General features: G+C 71.4%; 12 protein-coding genes and 1 pseudogene. 6 read left to right on the forward strand and 7 right to left on the reverse strand.

Going from position 1 to position 13,767, the window contains the following annotated elements:
* Positions 1-7: 7 nt before the first annotated feature.
* Complete coding sequence (glgB, locus tag AWC30_RS16615; RefSeq protein ID WP_085111353.1) at positions 8-2,215, forward strand: 1,4-alpha-glucan branching protein GlgB; 2,208 nt, start codon at positions 8-10, stop codon at positions 2,213-2,215.
* Between the two features lie 10 nt (positions 2,216-2,225).
* On the opposite strand, the gene AWC30_RS16620 is transcribed toward glgB, so the two are convergent.
* Together AWC30_RS16620 and AWC30_RS16625 are read right to left on the reverse strand one after the other, a co-directional pair.
* Positions 2,226-3,116 (reverse strand): tetratricopeptide repeat protein, encoded by an 891-nt coding sequence (locus AWC30_RS16620; protein ID WP_085111354.1) that lies wholly within the window; start codon positions 3,114-3,116, stop codon positions 2,226-2,228.
* A 132-nt stretch (positions 3,117-3,248) separates the two neighbouring features.
* Positions 3,249-4,430, reverse strand: coding sequence for an acetyl-CoA C-acetyltransferase (locus tag AWC30_RS16625; RefSeq protein ID WP_085111355.1), 1,182 nt, complete (start codon positions 4,428-4,430; stop codon positions 3,249-3,251).
* Positions 4,431-4,511: 81 nt separating this feature from the next.
* Between AWC30_RS16625 and mce the strand changes: the two genes are divergently transcribed.
* Positions 4,512-4,979, forward strand: a complete 468-nt coding sequence (gene mce / locus AWC30_RS16630; protein WP_085111356.1) for a methylmalonyl-CoA epimerase — start codon at positions 4,512-4,514, stop codon at positions 4,977-4,979.
* Positions 4,980-4,985: 6 nt separating this feature from the next.
* On the opposite strand, the gene AWC30_RS16635 is transcribed toward mce, so the two are convergent.
* Both AWC30_RS16635 and nucS read right to left on the reverse strand, forming a co-directional pair.
* The gene (locus AWC30_RS16635; protein WP_085111357.1) at positions 4,986-5,270 is read right to left on the reverse strand and encodes an Rv1322 family protein; all 285 of its coding nucleotides are present in this window, start codon (positions 5,268-5,270) and stop codon (positions 4,986-4,988) included.
* 52 nt (positions 5,271-5,322) lie between these two features.
* The gene (gene nucS / locus AWC30_RS16640; RefSeq protein WP_085111365.1) at positions 5,323-5,994 is read right to left on the reverse strand and encodes an endonuclease NucS; all 672 of its coding nucleotides are present in this window, start codon (positions 5,992-5,994) and stop codon (positions 5,323-5,325) included.
* 49 nt (positions 5,995-6,043) lie between these two features.
* On the opposite strand from nucS, the gene AWC30_RS16645 reads away from it, so the two are divergent.
* Entirely contained in the window at positions 6,044-7,651 is a 1,608-nt protein-coding gene (locus AWC30_RS16645; RefSeq protein ID WP_085111358.1) for an adenylate/guanylate cyclase domain-containing protein, read from the forward strand.
* A 16-nt stretch (positions 7,652-7,667) separates the two neighbouring features.
* Here AWC30_RS16645 and glsA read toward each other — a convergent pair whose 3' ends face one another.
* Complete coding sequence (gene glsA / locus AWC30_RS16650) at positions 7,668-8,969, reverse strand: glutaminase A (RefSeq protein WP_085111359.1); 1,302 nt, start codon at positions 8,967-8,969, stop codon at positions 7,668-7,670.
* A 98-nt stretch (positions 8,970-9,067) separates the two neighbouring features.
* Between glsA and AWC30_RS16655 the strand changes: the two genes are divergently transcribed.
* The 3 genes from AWC30_RS16655 to AWC30_RS17865 are packed head-to-tail and all read left to right on the forward strand — an operon-like array spanning position 9,068 to position 11,238.
* Positions 9,068-10,558, forward strand: coding sequence for a DNA-3-methyladenine glycosylase 2 family protein (locus AWC30_RS16655; protein ID WP_085111366.1), 1,491 nt, complete (start codon positions 9,068-9,070; stop codon positions 10,556-10,558).
* Positions 10,555-11,046: a methylated-DNA--[protein]-cysteine S-methyltransferase gene (locus AWC30_RS16660; protein WP_085111360.1), complete on the forward strand. Its 492-nt coding sequence runs from the start codon at positions 10,555-10,557 to the stop codon at positions 11,044-11,046. The genes AWC30_RS16655 and AWC30_RS16660 overlap by 4 nt, the downstream gene beginning before the upstream one ends.
* Positions 11,047-11,079: 33 nt before the next feature.
* On the forward strand, positions 11,080-11,238 hold the full coding sequence (locus tag AWC30_RS17865; protein ID WP_165756498.1) for a hypothetical protein: 159 nt from the start codon (positions 11,080-11,082) through the stop codon (positions 11,236-11,238).
* Here the strand turns inward: AWC30_RS17865 and AWC30_RS16665 are convergent.
* On the reverse strand, positions 11,235-12,212 hold the full coding sequence (locus AWC30_RS16665) for an NAD-dependent epimerase/dehydratase family protein (RefSeq protein ID WP_085111361.1): 978 nt from the start codon (positions 12,210-12,212) through the stop codon (positions 11,235-11,237). The genes AWC30_RS17865 and AWC30_RS16665 overlap by 4 nt on opposite strands.
* A 126-nt stretch (positions 12,213-12,338) precedes the next feature.
* Positions 12,339-13,700, reverse strand: a pseudogene (locus tag AWC30_RS16670) (GMC oxidoreductase); the annotation flags it as partial.
* Positions 13,701-13,767: the final 67 nt, after the last annotated feature.

Consider the following 13,767-nt stretch of genomic DNA (forward strand, 5'->3'; position numbering starts at 1 on the left):
CCCGCCGATGACCGCGACCACCGACCTGACCCCCGACCCGCGCGAGCTGGCCCGCCTGCTCGACGGGGTGCACCACGACCCGCATTCGCTGCTGGGCGCCCACGAGGCCGGCGGTCGCACCGTCCTGCGGGTGCTGCGCCCGCACGCCGAGAGCGTGGTGGCGCTCGTCGGCGCTGAACGTTTCGAGTTGACCCACCTGGAGTCGGGGCTGTTCGCGGTGGCGCTGCCGTTCACCGGGCTGCTGGATTACCGACTGCTCGTGCGCTACCCCGGCGACACCGCCGAGCCGGCGCCGGTCGCCGACGCCTACCGGTTCCTGCCGACGCTCGGCGAGATCGACCTGCACCTGTTCAACGAGGGCCGCCACGAACGGCTCTGGGAGGTGCTCGGCGCCCACCCACGCTCGTTCGACACCGCCGACGGCACCGTGCACGGCGTGGCCTTCGCGGTGTGGGCGCCCAACGCCCGCGGGGTGAGCCTGATCGGCGACTTCGACGACTGGACCGGCAGGCAGGCGCCGCTGCGGGCGCTGGGCTCCTCGGGGGTGTGGGAGCTGTTCTGGCCGGACTTCCCCACCGACGGGCTCTACAAGTTCCGGGTGCACGGGGCCGACGGCGGCGTCGTCGACCGGGCCGACCCGTTCGCGTTCGCCACCGAGGTCCCCCCGCAGACGGCCTCGCGGGTCACCGAGAGCCGCTACCGCTGGGACGACGACGAGTGGATGGCCCGCCGGTCGCGCACCGACCCGGTCGCCGGTGCGATGAGCGTCTACGAGGTGCACCTGGGATCCTGGCGGCCCGGGCTGGACTACCGGCGGCTGGCGGACGAACTCACCGACTACGTGCTCGCGCGCGGTTTCACCCACGTGGAGTTGTTGCCGGTCGCCGAGCACCCGTTCGGCGGTTCCTGGGGTTACCAGGTGACCTCCTACTACGCGCCGACCGCGCGGTTCGGCAGCCCCGACGAGTTCCGTGGGCTGGTCGACGCGCTGCACCGCGCCGGCATCGGGGTGCTGGTGGACTGGGTGCCCGCCCACTTCCCCAAGGACGCCTGGGCGTTGGGCCGGTTCGACGGCACCGCGCTCTACGAGCACGCCGACCCGCGCCGCGGCGAGCAACTCGATTGGGGCACTTATGTCTTCGACTTCGGTCGGCCCGAGGTGCGCAACTTCCTGGTGGCCAACGCGCTGTACTGGCTGCAGGAGTTCCACGTCGACGGCCTGCGGGTGGATGCGGTGGCCTCGATGCTGTATCTGGACTACTCCCGCCCCGCGGGCGGCTGGACCCCCAACATCCACGGCGGCCGGGAGAACCTGGAGGCGGTGCAGTTCCTGCAGGAGATGAACGCCACCGTGCACAAGCTGGTGCCCGGGGTGGTCACCATCGCCGAGGAGTCCACCTCCTGGCCGGGGGTGACCCGCGCGACCGAGCTGGGCGGGCTGGGGTTCTCGATGAAATGGAACATGGGCTGGATGCACGACACCCTGGACTACCTCGGCCACGACCCGGTGTACCGCAGTTATCACCACCACGAGATGACGTTCTCGATGCTCTACGCCTACAGCGAGAACTTCGTGCTGCCGATCAGCCACGACGAGGTGGTCCACGGCAAGGGCACGCTGTGGAGCCGGATGCCCGGCGACGACCACGCCAAGGCGGCCGGGGTGCGCACCCTGCTGGCCTACCAGTGGTCGCACCCGGGCAAACAGCTGCTGTTCATGGGCCAGGAGTTCGGCCAGCGCGCCGAATGGTCCGAACAACGCGGGGTGGACTGGTTCCAGCTGGACCCGCAGCGCGAACCCGACGGCCACTCCGCGGGGATCCTGCGCCTGATCGACGACCTCAACGCCGGATACCGGGCCCGCCCGGCGCTGTGGAGCCAGGACACCGACCCGGCCGGCTATTCCTGGATCGACGCCAACGACTCGGCCAACAACGTGTTGAGCTTCCTGCGCTACGGCGCCGACGGGTCGGTGCTGGCCTGCGTGTTCAACTTCGCCGGCAGCGAGCACAGCTCCTACCGGCTGGGGCTGCCGCAGCCCGGCCGCTGGCGCGAGGTGCTCAACACTGACGCGGTGGACTACCGCGGCGGTGGCATCGGCAACCTGGGCGCGGTGCAGGCCGAGGAGACCCCGTGGCACGGCCGGCCCGCCTCGGCGGTGATGGTGCTGCCGCCGCTGTCGGCGCTGTGGCTGGAGCCCGACCCGACGCGCTGAGCCGCGCTTGTCAGTACAGGGCGTTGGCGAGGTTGCGACGCCCGGTGATCACCACCGGATCGGCCGGGTCGAACAGCTCGAACAGCTCGATCAGCCGGGTGCGCACCGTGGCCCGGTCATCCCCGGCGGTGCGGCGCACCAGCGCGATCAGCCGGTCGAACGCGGCGGCGGCGTCCTGGTGGAGCAGTTCGACGTCGGCGGCGGCCAACGCCGCCTCGATGTCGTCGGGGGCGGCGTCGGCCACCGCGACCGCGTCGGCGGGGCGGGTGCCGGCCCGCTGCACGAAGCCGATCTGGCGCACCGCGCCCCGGGCCTCCTCGTGGCCGGGGTCATCGGCCAGGACGTCCTGGTAGGCCTGCAACGCGGCGTCGAAGTCGCCGGCGTCGAGGTGCGCGCGAGCGCGCGCCACCGCCGGGTCGACCGGCGCTTCCTCGGCGCCGGACTCGGCGGGTACCCCGTCGAGCTTGCCCGCGACGGCGTCGAGCAGCGAGTCCAGCCACTGCTGCAACTCCGCGGCGGGCTGAGCGCCTTGGAAGCCGGTCAGCGGCTGGCCGGCACCGATCGCCAGCACGGTCGGCACCGCCTCCACCCCGAAACTCTGGGCCAGCCGCGGCTCGGCGTCGACGTTGACCGACGCCAGCGCCCACCGGCCCGCGGCGGACTCGGCCAGCGTGGCCAGCGTCTCGCCAAGCTCGGCGCAGGCGGCGCTGCGCGGGGACCACAGCAACACCACCACCGGGATCTGGTTGGACCGGGCCAGCACCTCCTGCTGGAAGTTGGCCTCGGTGATCTCGGTGCCGACCCCGGCGGGAGCCGCACCGGACTGCGGACGCTGCTTGAGGGCGGACAGGTCGACCGCCCCGGCCATCGCGGGGGAAATGGGAGGTTGCGGACGGGTCACGGCTTCAAGTCTGACACATCGCTGCGGCGGCGCCGGGCGGCCGCCGAGGCCCCGATTTCCGGCCCCACGGGCCGCGTTATGAGCAACATCACAACGGGGGTTTGCCGTGACGCCCAGCAAACCCGCCGTGGTTTAGCCGGCGCGCAGAACCAGCGCGTCGCCCTGCCCGCCGGCGCCGCAGAGCGCGGCCACCGCGTAGCCGCCGCCGCGGCGGCTGAGCTCCAGGGCGGCGTGCAGCGTGATGCGGGCCCCGGACATCCCGATCGGGTGGCCGACGGCGATCGCGCCGCCGCTGCGGTTGACGATCGCGGGGTCCACGCCGAGCTCTCGGGTGGAGGCCAACGCGACCGCGGCGAACGCCTCGTTGATCTCGACCACGTCCAGCCGGTCGACGCCGATGCCCTCCCGGGCGATCGCCTTCTTGATCGCGTTCGCCGGCTGGGACTGCAGGGTGGAATCCGGGCCGGCCACCACGCCGTGCGCGCCGATCTCGGCCAGCCACTCCAGCCCCAGTTCCTCGGCCTTCGCCTTGCTCATCACCACCACGGCCGCCGCGCCGTCGGAGATCTGCGAGGAGGAGCCGGCGGTGATGGTGCCGTCTTTGCGGAACGCCGGTTTCAGCCCGGCCAACGACTCGGCGGTGGTGTTCGCCCGGATCCCCTCGTCCTCGGTGAACTCGACGGGATCGCCCTTGCGCTGCGGGATCCGAACCGGCACGACCTCGTCGGCGAACACGCCGTCCTTCCAGGCCGCGGCCGCCTTCTGATGCGAGCCGGCGGCGAACTCGTCCTGCTCGGCGCGGGTGAACTCATCGACGTCGTTGCGCTGTTCGGTCAGCGCACCCATCGGCTGGTCGGTGAACACGTCGTGCAGCCCGTCGTAGGCCAGGTGGTCGCGCACCGTCACGTCGCCGTACTTGTAGCCGGCGCGGCTACCGATCAGCAGGTGCGGGGCCTGCGACATCGACTCCTGGCCGCCGGCCACCACCACGTCGAACTCGCCGGCCCGGATCAGCTGGTCGGCCAGTGCGATCGAGTCGATCCCCGACAGGCACATCTTGTTGATGCTCAGCGCGGGTACGTCCCAGCCGATACCGGCGGCCACCGCGGCCTGGCGGGCCGGCATCTGTCCGGCGCCTGCGGTGAGGACCTGGCCCATGATCACGTACTCGACCAGCGCGGCGGGGACCTTCGCCTTCTCCAGCGCCCCGGTGATCGCGATCGCGCCCAGGTCGGAGCCGGAGAAACCGGCCAGCGAGCCCATCAACCGACCGATCGGCGTTCGTGCTCCAGCAACGATCACCGACGTCGTCATAGCTACCTCCAGGGGTTGGGTTGCGGGTGAATCCATGGGGTTCCCGCGGCACGGTCGTTGCCGCCAGGTTACCGTGATGTTATGACCACCGAACAGGTTGATGCCCGCCCTGTCCTCGCCAGCGCGCTGGTGACGGCCATCGACCACGTCGGCATCGCGGTGCCCGACCTGGAAGCCGCCAAGAAGTGGTACCACGACCAGCTCGGCATGATCGTGCTGCACGAAGAGGTCAACGACGAACAGGGCATCGTCGAGGCCATGCTCGCGGTGCGCGGCGCCCCGGTCGGCAGCGTGCAGCTCCAGCTGATGGCCCCGATCGATGACTCCTCCACGATCGCGAAGTTCCTGGACAAGCGCGGACCCGGCCTGCAGCAGCTGGCCTACCGGGTCAGCGACATCGACGCCCTCAGCGAGCGGCTCGGTGAACAGGGTGTGCGGCTGCTCTACGAGGCGCCGCGCCGCGGCACCGCGAACTCGCGGATCAACTTCATCCACCCCAAGGACGCCGGCGGGGTGCTGGTCGAGCTGGTGGAGCCCGCCGGGCACTGACGCCGGCTACGACCACCGCCGGGTGGGCCCGCGGTTGGCGCGGTTGGCCCAGCACGGGGTGTGCCAGTGCCTGCGGTCCTCCAGACCGCCGTCCCCCGCCTCACTCGGCCAGGCCACCACGTGCGCGGTGCCGGTCCGGATCTCGTGGTCGCATCCCGGGCAGCGGTAGTTCTTGACCGCCCGTGCGGCGGGCACCGGCCGGACCCGGTAGGGGCGGCCGTCGGGACCGGTCTCCTGCGGCGTCGGCAGCGGCGGCGGCGGTGGCGGCCTGCGGGGACGGCGACGGGGCATCCCGCCAGTCTAGGGTCGTGCCAGGGTGGTCGCCGAACGGCTTTGACGGCCCTCAGAACAGCCGGTATTCGTTGTTGTCCATCCCCCGCATGCTGTCGTAATCCAATGTCAGGCAACGAATGCCGCGGTCCTCGGCCAGCGTGCGGGCCTGCGGCTTGATCTGCTGGGCGGCGAAGACGCCGCGCACCGGCGCCAGCAGGCTGTCCCGGTTGAGCAGCTCCAGGTACCGGGTGAGCTGTTCGACCCCGTCGATCTCCCCGCGCCGTTTGACCTCCACGGCCACCGAACCGCCCTGCGGGTCCCGGCAGAGCAGGTCGACCGGCCCGATCGCGGTCATGTACTCCCGGCGCACCAGCGTGTAGCCCTCGCCGAGCAACCCGACGTGCTCGGCGAGCAGTTCCTGCAGGTGCGCCTCGACACCGTCTTTGACCAGGCCGGGGTCCACCCCGAGGTGGTGCTCGGAATCGTGTTCGATCTCCTCGATGGTGATCCGCAGCTGCTCACCGGCCTTGTTCTCCACCACCCACACCGTCGTGCCGTCGACGCTCTCCTCGGTGAGCCGGCACGGCGGGCTCATCCAGTTCAGCGGCTTGTAGGCACGGTCGTCGGCGTGGATGCTCACCGAGCCGTCGGCTTTGACCAGCAGCAGCCGCCGCGCGGACGGCAGGTGCGAGGTGAGCCGGCCCAGATAGTCGACGGTGCACGAGGCGATCACGAGACGCACCCGGTCCACCCTAGGTGGCCGAGGCGGCGCCCCATAGGCTGGTGTGACGATGAGCGGCAATTCACGCATGGCGCAGCGGCTGGGCCGGCTGTTGGAGAAGCTCACCCGGCAGAGCAGCCGGGTCTCCAACACCCCGGAGTTCGGTTCCTGGTTGCTCGGCAACGTCACCGAGAGCCAGGTGCGCAGGCGGGTGCGCATCCAGGTGATCCTGACCGTGTTCATCGTCGCCGCGAACCTGCTGGGCATCGCGGTGGCGTTGCTGCTGGTCGGCTTCGTCTTCCCGGTGCCCAGCGTGTTCGCCGACGCCCCGAAATGGCTGACGTTCGGGGTGGCGCCGGCCTACGTCGGTTTCGCGCTGGTCTCCGGCACCTTCTGGATCACCTGGCGCACCGTCCAGCGGTTGCGCTGGGCGATCGAGGAGCGGGTGCCCGACCGCGCCGATCAGCACGACATCGCCGCCGCGCCGTGGCGGGTGGCCCGCAGCGCCCTGGCGCTGTGGATGGTGGGCACCGCACTGTTGACCACGCTCTACGGCTGGGTCAACACCCTGTTCATCCCGCAGGTGCTGTTCTCGATCCTGTTCAGTGGCGTGGTGGTGGCCACCGCGTGCTACCTGCTCACCGAGTTCGCGTTGCGGCCGGTGGCCGCCGAGGCCCTGGCCGCCGGACCGCCCCGCGGCCGGTTCGCGACCCGCATCATGGACCGCACCATGATGGTGTGGCTGCTGGGCTCGGGGGTGCCGGTGGTCGGGACGGCGCTGACGGCGTGGTTCGTGCTGCTGCTGCACAACCTCAACAAGACCCAGTTCGCCTGGGCGGTCATCCTGCTCTCCGGTATCGCGCTGATCTTCGGGTCGCTGCTGATGTGGATCCTGGCGTGGCTGACCGCGACCCCGGTGCGCGCGGTGAGCACGGCGATGCGCCGGGTGGAGCAGGGCGACCTGGACGCCACCGTGGTGGTCTTCGACGGCACCGAGCTGGGCGAGTTGCAACGCGGGTTCAACGCCATGGTCAGCGGCCTGCGCGAACGCGAACGGTTGCGCGACCTGTTCGGCAGGCATGTGGGCCGCGAGGTCGCCGCCGCCGCGGCCCGCGCCGAGCTGCCCGAACTCGGTGGCGAGGAGCGCCACATCGCGGTGGTCTTCGTCGACATCATCGGGTCCACGGAGCTGATCACCAGCCGGCCGGCCACCGAGGTGGTGACGCTGCTCAACCGCTTCTTCAGCGTGGTCGTCGACGAGGTGGACCGCCACCACGGGCTGGTGAACAAATTCGAGGGCGACGCCACCCTGGCGGTCTTCGGGGCGCCGGTGGCCCTCGACCGCCCCGAGGAGAACGCACTGGCCGCCGCCCGCGCCATCCTGCACCGGTTGCGCGCCGAGGTGCCGGGCTGCCAGGCCGGCATCGGGGTGGCCGCCGGCCAGGCGGTGGCGGGAAACATCGGGGCGCGGGAACGGTTCGAATACACCGTGATCGGCGAGCCGGTCAACGAAGCGGCCCGGCTGTGCGAGCTGGCGAAGACGGTGCCGTGCCGGCTGCTGGCCAGCGCGGCGACGGTCGCGGCGGCCGGGCAGCGCGAGGCGGCGCACTGGTCGCCCGGGGACACCGTGACCCTGCGCGGCTACGACAACCCGATCCGGCTGGCCACGCCCTGCTGAGTGGTCGTCGACCGCCCTAGTCGTCGACCGCCGCGGCCGGCCGGGTGGAAAGCCAGGTGTGCGCGGCGGCGACGGCATCGGCCACGGTCTCGTAGGCCGCGGCGCGGTGCGGCGAATCCAACGGCACCACGATGCCGTCCGGATCGACGAGGAACCCGTGTTTGCCGACCGTCTGCAACGTCGCGGCCAGGCCGGCCAGCAGGGTGCGGGCCGCGTCGTTGATGTCGTCGACCCGGGAGACGTCGAAGACCGCGGCGGTGTACTCCTCGTGCTGGCGCTGCGCGGTGCGTGTCACCTGTTCGGCGCCGGCGAACAGCAGGTCGCCGTGCACTTCATAGACCCGGACGCCGTCGCCGACGTCGGAAACCGACCGCAGCGTCGACCGCGATTCCCGGGTGACGTTGAGGAAGTGCAGGCCGAGTTGGGCCGACAGGCTGCGACAGACCCGCACCCCGCGCACGCTGTTGCCCTTGGGGCCCAGCCGCGGCGAGTACACGCCGATCCCGAGCTGGCCGGGCAGCACGGCCACGATGCCGCCGCCCACGCCGCTCTTGGCGGGCATCCCGACCGCGCTGACCCAGTCCCCCGCCGCGTCGTACATCCCGCAGGTCAACATGACGCTCAAGGTGCGCCGCACCACCGCCGGGTCGATCACCCGCCGCCCGGTCATCGGGTTGAGCCCGGTGCGGGCCAGGGTGGCGCCCATCCGCGCCAGATCGGTGCTGGTGACCTTCAGGGCGCACTGCCGGTAGTAGACGTCGAGCACCTCGTCCGGGTCGCCGTCGAGCACCCCGAAACTGTCGAGCATGTAGGCGATGGCGCGGTTGCGGCTGCCCGCGGTGCGCTCCGACTCGTAGACCGCCTCGTCGACCTCCAGCGGGCGGCCGGCGCAGGCGGAGAAGAAGTCCCGGATCAGCGCGAAGCGGGCGTCGGGGGTGGCGGCCGGGATCAGCGAGATGGCGGTGATCGCCCCCGCGTTGATCATCGGGTTCTTGGGCGCTTTGGTCTCGTCGTCGACGCTGATCTCGTTGAACGCCTCGCCGGTGGGCTCCACCCCGATCCGCGCGTCGACTGCGGGCGCACCGATCTTCTGCAGAGCCAGCGCATAGGTGAACGGTTTGGAGACCGATTGGATGGTGAACTCGGTGTCGGCGTCGCCGCAGCGGTAGACGTAGCCGTCCGAGGACGACAGGGCCAGCCCGAACCCGGTCGGGTCCACCGCCGCCAGCTCCGGGATGTAGTCGGCCAGCACGCCCTCGGTGATGGGTTCGTGCTCGGCCAGAATCCGGTCGAGATAGTTCTGCACCAGATCGGTCACGGTCGGGAAGCATATCGGCCCGCGCGCTTCCTCCGCCGCGCACTGTGATGTCGCATTCCCGCCAGTGCGGGCGGTGGGGTCGTGCCAGAGTGGAGGGCGTGCACGACGATTTCGACCGCTGCTACCGCGCGGTGCAATCCCGCGACACCCGGTTCGACGGTTGGTTCGTCACCGCGGTGCGCACCACCGGGGTGTACTGCCGGCCCAGCTGCCCGGCGCCGACGCCCCGGCCCGGCAACGTCGGGTTCTACCCCGGCGCAGCCGCCGCGCAACGCGCCGGTTTCCGGCCGTGCAAACGGTGCCGGCCCGACGCGGCTCCGGGTTCGCCGCAGTGGAACGCCCGCGGTGACGTGGTGGCCCGGGCGATGCGGCTCATCGCCGACGGCACCGTCGAGCGCGTCGGGGTCGACGGTCTGGCCGCCCGGCTCGGCTACACCCCCCGGCATCTGCAACGGCTGCTGCGCGCCGAGGTGGGCGCCGGTCCGCTGGGGCTGGCCCGAGCGCAGCGGACCCAGACCGCCCGGGTGCTGATCGAGACCACCGAGTTGCCGTTGGCCGACGTCGCCTTCGCCGCCGGGTTCGCCAGCGTCCGCCAGTTCAACGACACGGTGCGCGAGGTCTGTCGTGCCACGCCGTCGAGGCTGCGGGCCGCGGCGCGGCGACCCGGCCGCGGCCCGATCGCCGTCGGCGCCGAGACGCTGACGATCCGGCTGGCGGTGCGCACGCCGTTCGCCTACGCCGGGGTGTTCGGGCATTTGGCGGCCGCCGCGGTGCCGGGCTGTGAGGAGGTCCGCGCCGGCTGGTTCCGCCGCAGCCTGCGGCTGCCGCACGGCGCCGGCATCGTCGCGCTGCGCCCGGCCGACGATCACGTCGCCTGCCGGTTGCGGGTCGACGACTTCCGCGATGTGGCCACCGCGATCGCGCGCTGCCGGCGACTGCTGGACCTCGACGCCGACCCCCAGGCGGTGGTCGGCGATCTCGGGCGTGACCCGGCGTTGGCCGCGCTGGTCGCGGCGGCACCGGGCCAGCGCATTCCGCGCACCGTGGACGAGGCCGAACTGGCGATCCGGGTGGTGCTGGGCCAGCAGGTGTCGATGAAGGCCGCCCGCACCCACACCGCCCGGCTGGTGGCCGACTACGGGCCGCGCATCGACGACCCCGACGGCGGCCTCACCCACACCTTCCCGACCGTCGGCGAACTCGCCGGGATCGACCCGGACCGGTTGGCGCTGCCCGGTGCCCGCCGGCGGACGGTGGGCGCGCTGATCGCCGCGCTCGCCGACGGTGCGGTGGTGCTCGACGCGGGCTGCGACTGGCAGCGCGCCCGGCACAGCCTGCTGGCGCTGCCCGGTATCGGCCCGTGGTCCGCGGAGATCATCGCGATGCGCGGCCTCGGCGACCCGGACGCCTTCCCGGCCGCCGATCTGGGGGTCCGGGTCGCGGCGCGTACGCTCGGATTGCCCGAAGCGCCGCGCGCGTTGACCCAGCGCAGTACGGCCTGGCGGCCCTGGCGCGCCTACGCCACCCAGCACCTGTGGACGGCACTGGACCACTCCGTCAACGATTGGCCCCCCGAGGAGGTCGCGTGATCCGCTATCGCACCATCGACAGCCCGATCGGCCCGCTCACCCTGGCCGGCACCGGCGACACGCTGCGGCACCTGCGCATGGTCGACCAGACCTACGAACCCGACCGCGCCGACTGGGTGCGCGCCGACGACGCGTTCGGTGCCGCGGTCGAACAACTCGCCGCGTACTTCGCCGGTGAACTGACCACCTTCGATGTGGAGATATCGCTGGCGGGCACCGAATTTCAGCGCCGGGTCTGGGCGGCACTGCAGACCATCCCCTACGGAGCGACCGTCTCCTACGGTCAGATCGCCGCGCAGATCGGTGCCCCGGCGGCGTCGCGAGCGGTCGGGCTCGCCAACGGGCACAATCCGATCTCGATCATCGTGCCGTGTCATCGGGTGGTCGGCGCCAACGGCTCGCTGACCGGCTACGGCGGCGGCATCGACCGCAAACGGTTCCTGCTGGCGCTGGAACGCGAACGGGACCAGGCGGCGCTGTTCGGCTGAGCCGGGGTGCCCGCGGGTGGCACGATGGGAACCGTGACCACCGTCATCGTCGTGATCCTGGTGCTGGTCGCGCTCGGCATCATCAGCGACCAGCTGTTCCGGTTGCGCGACTGGCTGAAGCGGACCCAGCCGCCGCCTGGCGAGGGCCCGGACGGCGACGGCGGCCCGGAACACCGGTCGCCGGAGGATTAGCCCTCCAGCGAAGCGACCGTGTCGGCGATCGTCGTGGCGGCGTCCCGGTAGGCGATGTGCAGCTCGCGTTCGCTCGGGGTGTCGTCGGACGCGGGCATCTGCGTGTAGTACTGCATACCCGCCGCGGTGAACGGGGTGCGCACCGGCAGGAACTCCTCGGCCCGGTCCATGACGGTGCCCAGGGTGCGCAGCGCGACGTCGGGGATCGGCAGCGTGAACATCGCGATGTCGGCGGCCTCGCCGAGCATCGTCGCCAATTCGGCGGCCGGAACCCGATGGCCGCCGGCCATGTAGCGGCGCGGTCCGCGCCCCGACTCGAGCAGGGCGGCGTGCAGTGCGGCCAGGTCGCGGGCGTCCACGATCAGCCAGGCCGCGCCGCGGCCGGGAATCACCCGCATCTGTAGCGCCGCCCGAACCCCCTCGCCGGCCTCCCCGTACTGGTCGCCGACCGGTGGGCCCAGCACCATGCCCGGATAGGTGATGTTGACCGGGGCGCCGGCATCCTGCAGTCCCCGGGCATAGATCTCCACCTGCGCCTTCGACTGGCCGTAGCCGTCGCTGCCGCCGACGACCGGCAGGTCCGCGGAGAGCTCCTTGAGACCGGGGTGGAACAGGGCGGTGAAGCTGGAGACGTGGACGATCGGGTCCAGGCCGAGCTCGACGGCCTGACCGAGCACGTTCTGGGCGCCACCCATGTTGGTCTGCAGCATGTGCGCGGTCTCCCGCGGATCGGTGGCCACCAGCGCGGCGCTGTGCACCAGGGCGTCGCAACCGTCCATCGCCGCGCGCACCGCCGCCCGATCGGTGATGTCGGCGACGGCGTAGTCGGAGACATCGACGCCGAGCCGGCCGACCGTGGTCTGCAACTTGGCCGGGGTCCGGACCAGAAAACGCACATCGTGGCCGGCGTCGGCGACGGCCTTGGCTGTCCAGCCACCCACGAAACCGGTCCCACCGGTCAGCAATACCCGCATGGGCCCGATTCTGCCCTACCTGGTGGCAGAGACCGGTATGAGCATCGAAAGTCGTTGGCGCACCGACCTAGTGTGCTGATCCGGTCAGCGGCCCAGACAGTGCTCGGTGACCGCTCCGACCAGTGATCACACTGCCGGGAACTCGGCGGCGTCCGTTCCGGAACTCCCGGGGCCGTCGGGCAGGCGCAACTCCCCCGGCGCACCCGCAGGCACCGTCGGGTGTGCCGGGACGACCGGGGCGATGCGGCGGTAGGGCCGCCCGAGTTCCGGTCGCGGGTCGGGGTCGCCGTTGTTGGGCCAGAACGCCATCGCGCGCTCGGCCTGCGCGGTGATCGTGAACGACGGGTTGACCCCGAGGTTGGCGGTGATCGCCGAGCCGTCGGTGACGTGCAGGCCGGGGTGGCCGTAGACCCGCTGGTAGGGGTCGATGACCCCGGTGTCCGGCGAGTCGCCGATCGGGCAGCCGCCGATGAAGTGTGCGGTCAGGGGGATGTTGAGCGCATCGAGGTAGGTGCCGCCCGCATATCCGCCGACCTTCTCCGCCATCCGTCTGGCGATGTCGTGAGCGACCGGGATCCAGTCCGGGTTGGGTTCTCCGACACCCTGTTTCGTTGTCATCCGGGTACCGAACAGGCCCCGCTTGCGATAGGTGGTCAGCGAATTGTCCAGTGACTGCATCACCAGGATGATGATCGAGTGCTCCGAGGCGCGCCGCGGGAACAGGCTGCGGAAGAACAGCCACGGATGCGCGGCGATCGCCCACAGCAGCCGCGCGAACCGCCACGGCCCGCCGTCGACGAGGTGGGTGCCCATCATCGACAGCAGGTTGGAGCCCTTGCCGTATCGGCACACCTCGACGTGGGTGTTGGCCTCCGGGTGGATCGAGGAGGTGATCGCCACACCCTGGGCGAAGTCGTCGCGATCCGGGGCCAGCACCACCGGGACCTCTTCGGAGTTGGTGCGGGTCAACTCCCCCAGCCGGGGCGACAGATTCGGCAGTGATCCGGTGTCGCGCAGTTTGTGCAGCAGGCGCTGGGTGCCCAGGGAGGCCGCCGCGAAGACGACCTGGCGGGCGGTGAAGTCCCGCTTGTGTTTGGCGAACCACCGGCCGGTGCGCACCGTGGAGACGATGTAGCCGCCGCCGGGCCGGGGCCGCACGTCGGTCACCGTCGTCAGCGGATGGATCCGGGCGCCGGCGTGCTCGGCCAGGTACAGGTAGTTGGTCTCGGTGGTGTTCTTGGCGTTGTGCGGGCACCCGGTGAAACATTGCGCACAGCCGATGCACCCGGCGCGGGCCGGGCCGGCGCCGCCGAAGAACGGATCGTCGACGGTCTTGCCGGGCTCGTCGCCGAAGAACACGCCCACGTCGGTCGGGTGATAGGTGTCCTCGACCCCCAGGTCGCGGGCCACCTCCAGCAGGATCTCGTCGGCCGGTGTGGTGTGCGGTGTGGCGGTCACACCCAGCATCCGGTGCGCCTGGGACTGGTGCACGATCGGGTGACAGTGTCGGTGTCATGCCGCTGAGGCGGCTGTGTTGATGATCGTCTCGTATTGG

Source organism: Mycolicibacillus trivialis (assembly GCF_002102395.1).
GTDB classification, from domain to species: Bacteria; Actinomycetota; Actinomycetes; order Mycobacteriales; family Mycobacteriaceae; genus Mycobacterium; species Mycobacterium triviale.

Coding starts and splice junctions, on each gene's coding strand:
- AWC30_RS16625 (WP_085111355.1), bottom strand. CDS start 4,430: ATGACGACGTCGGTGATCGTTGCTGGAGCACGAACGCCGATCGGTCGG.
- mce (WP_085111356.1), top strand. CDS start 4,512: ATGACCACCGAACAGGTTGATGCCCGCCCTGTCCTCGCCAGCGCGCTG.
- AWC30_RS16645 (WP_085111358.1), top strand. CDS start 6,044: ATGAGCGGCAATTCACGCATGGCGCAGCGGCTGGGCCGGCTGTTGGAG.
- AWC30_RS16665 (WP_085111361.1), bottom strand. CDS start 12,212: ATGCGGGTATTGCTGACCGGTGGGACCGGTTTCGTGGGTGGCTGGACA.
- AWC30_RS16635 (WP_085111357.1), bottom strand. CDS start 5,270: ATGCCCCGTCGCCGTCCCCGCAGGCCGCCACCGCCGCCGCCGCTGCCG.
- glgB (WP_085111353.1), top strand. CDS start 8: ATGACCGCGACCACCGACCTGACCCCCGACCCGCGCGAGCTGGCCCGC.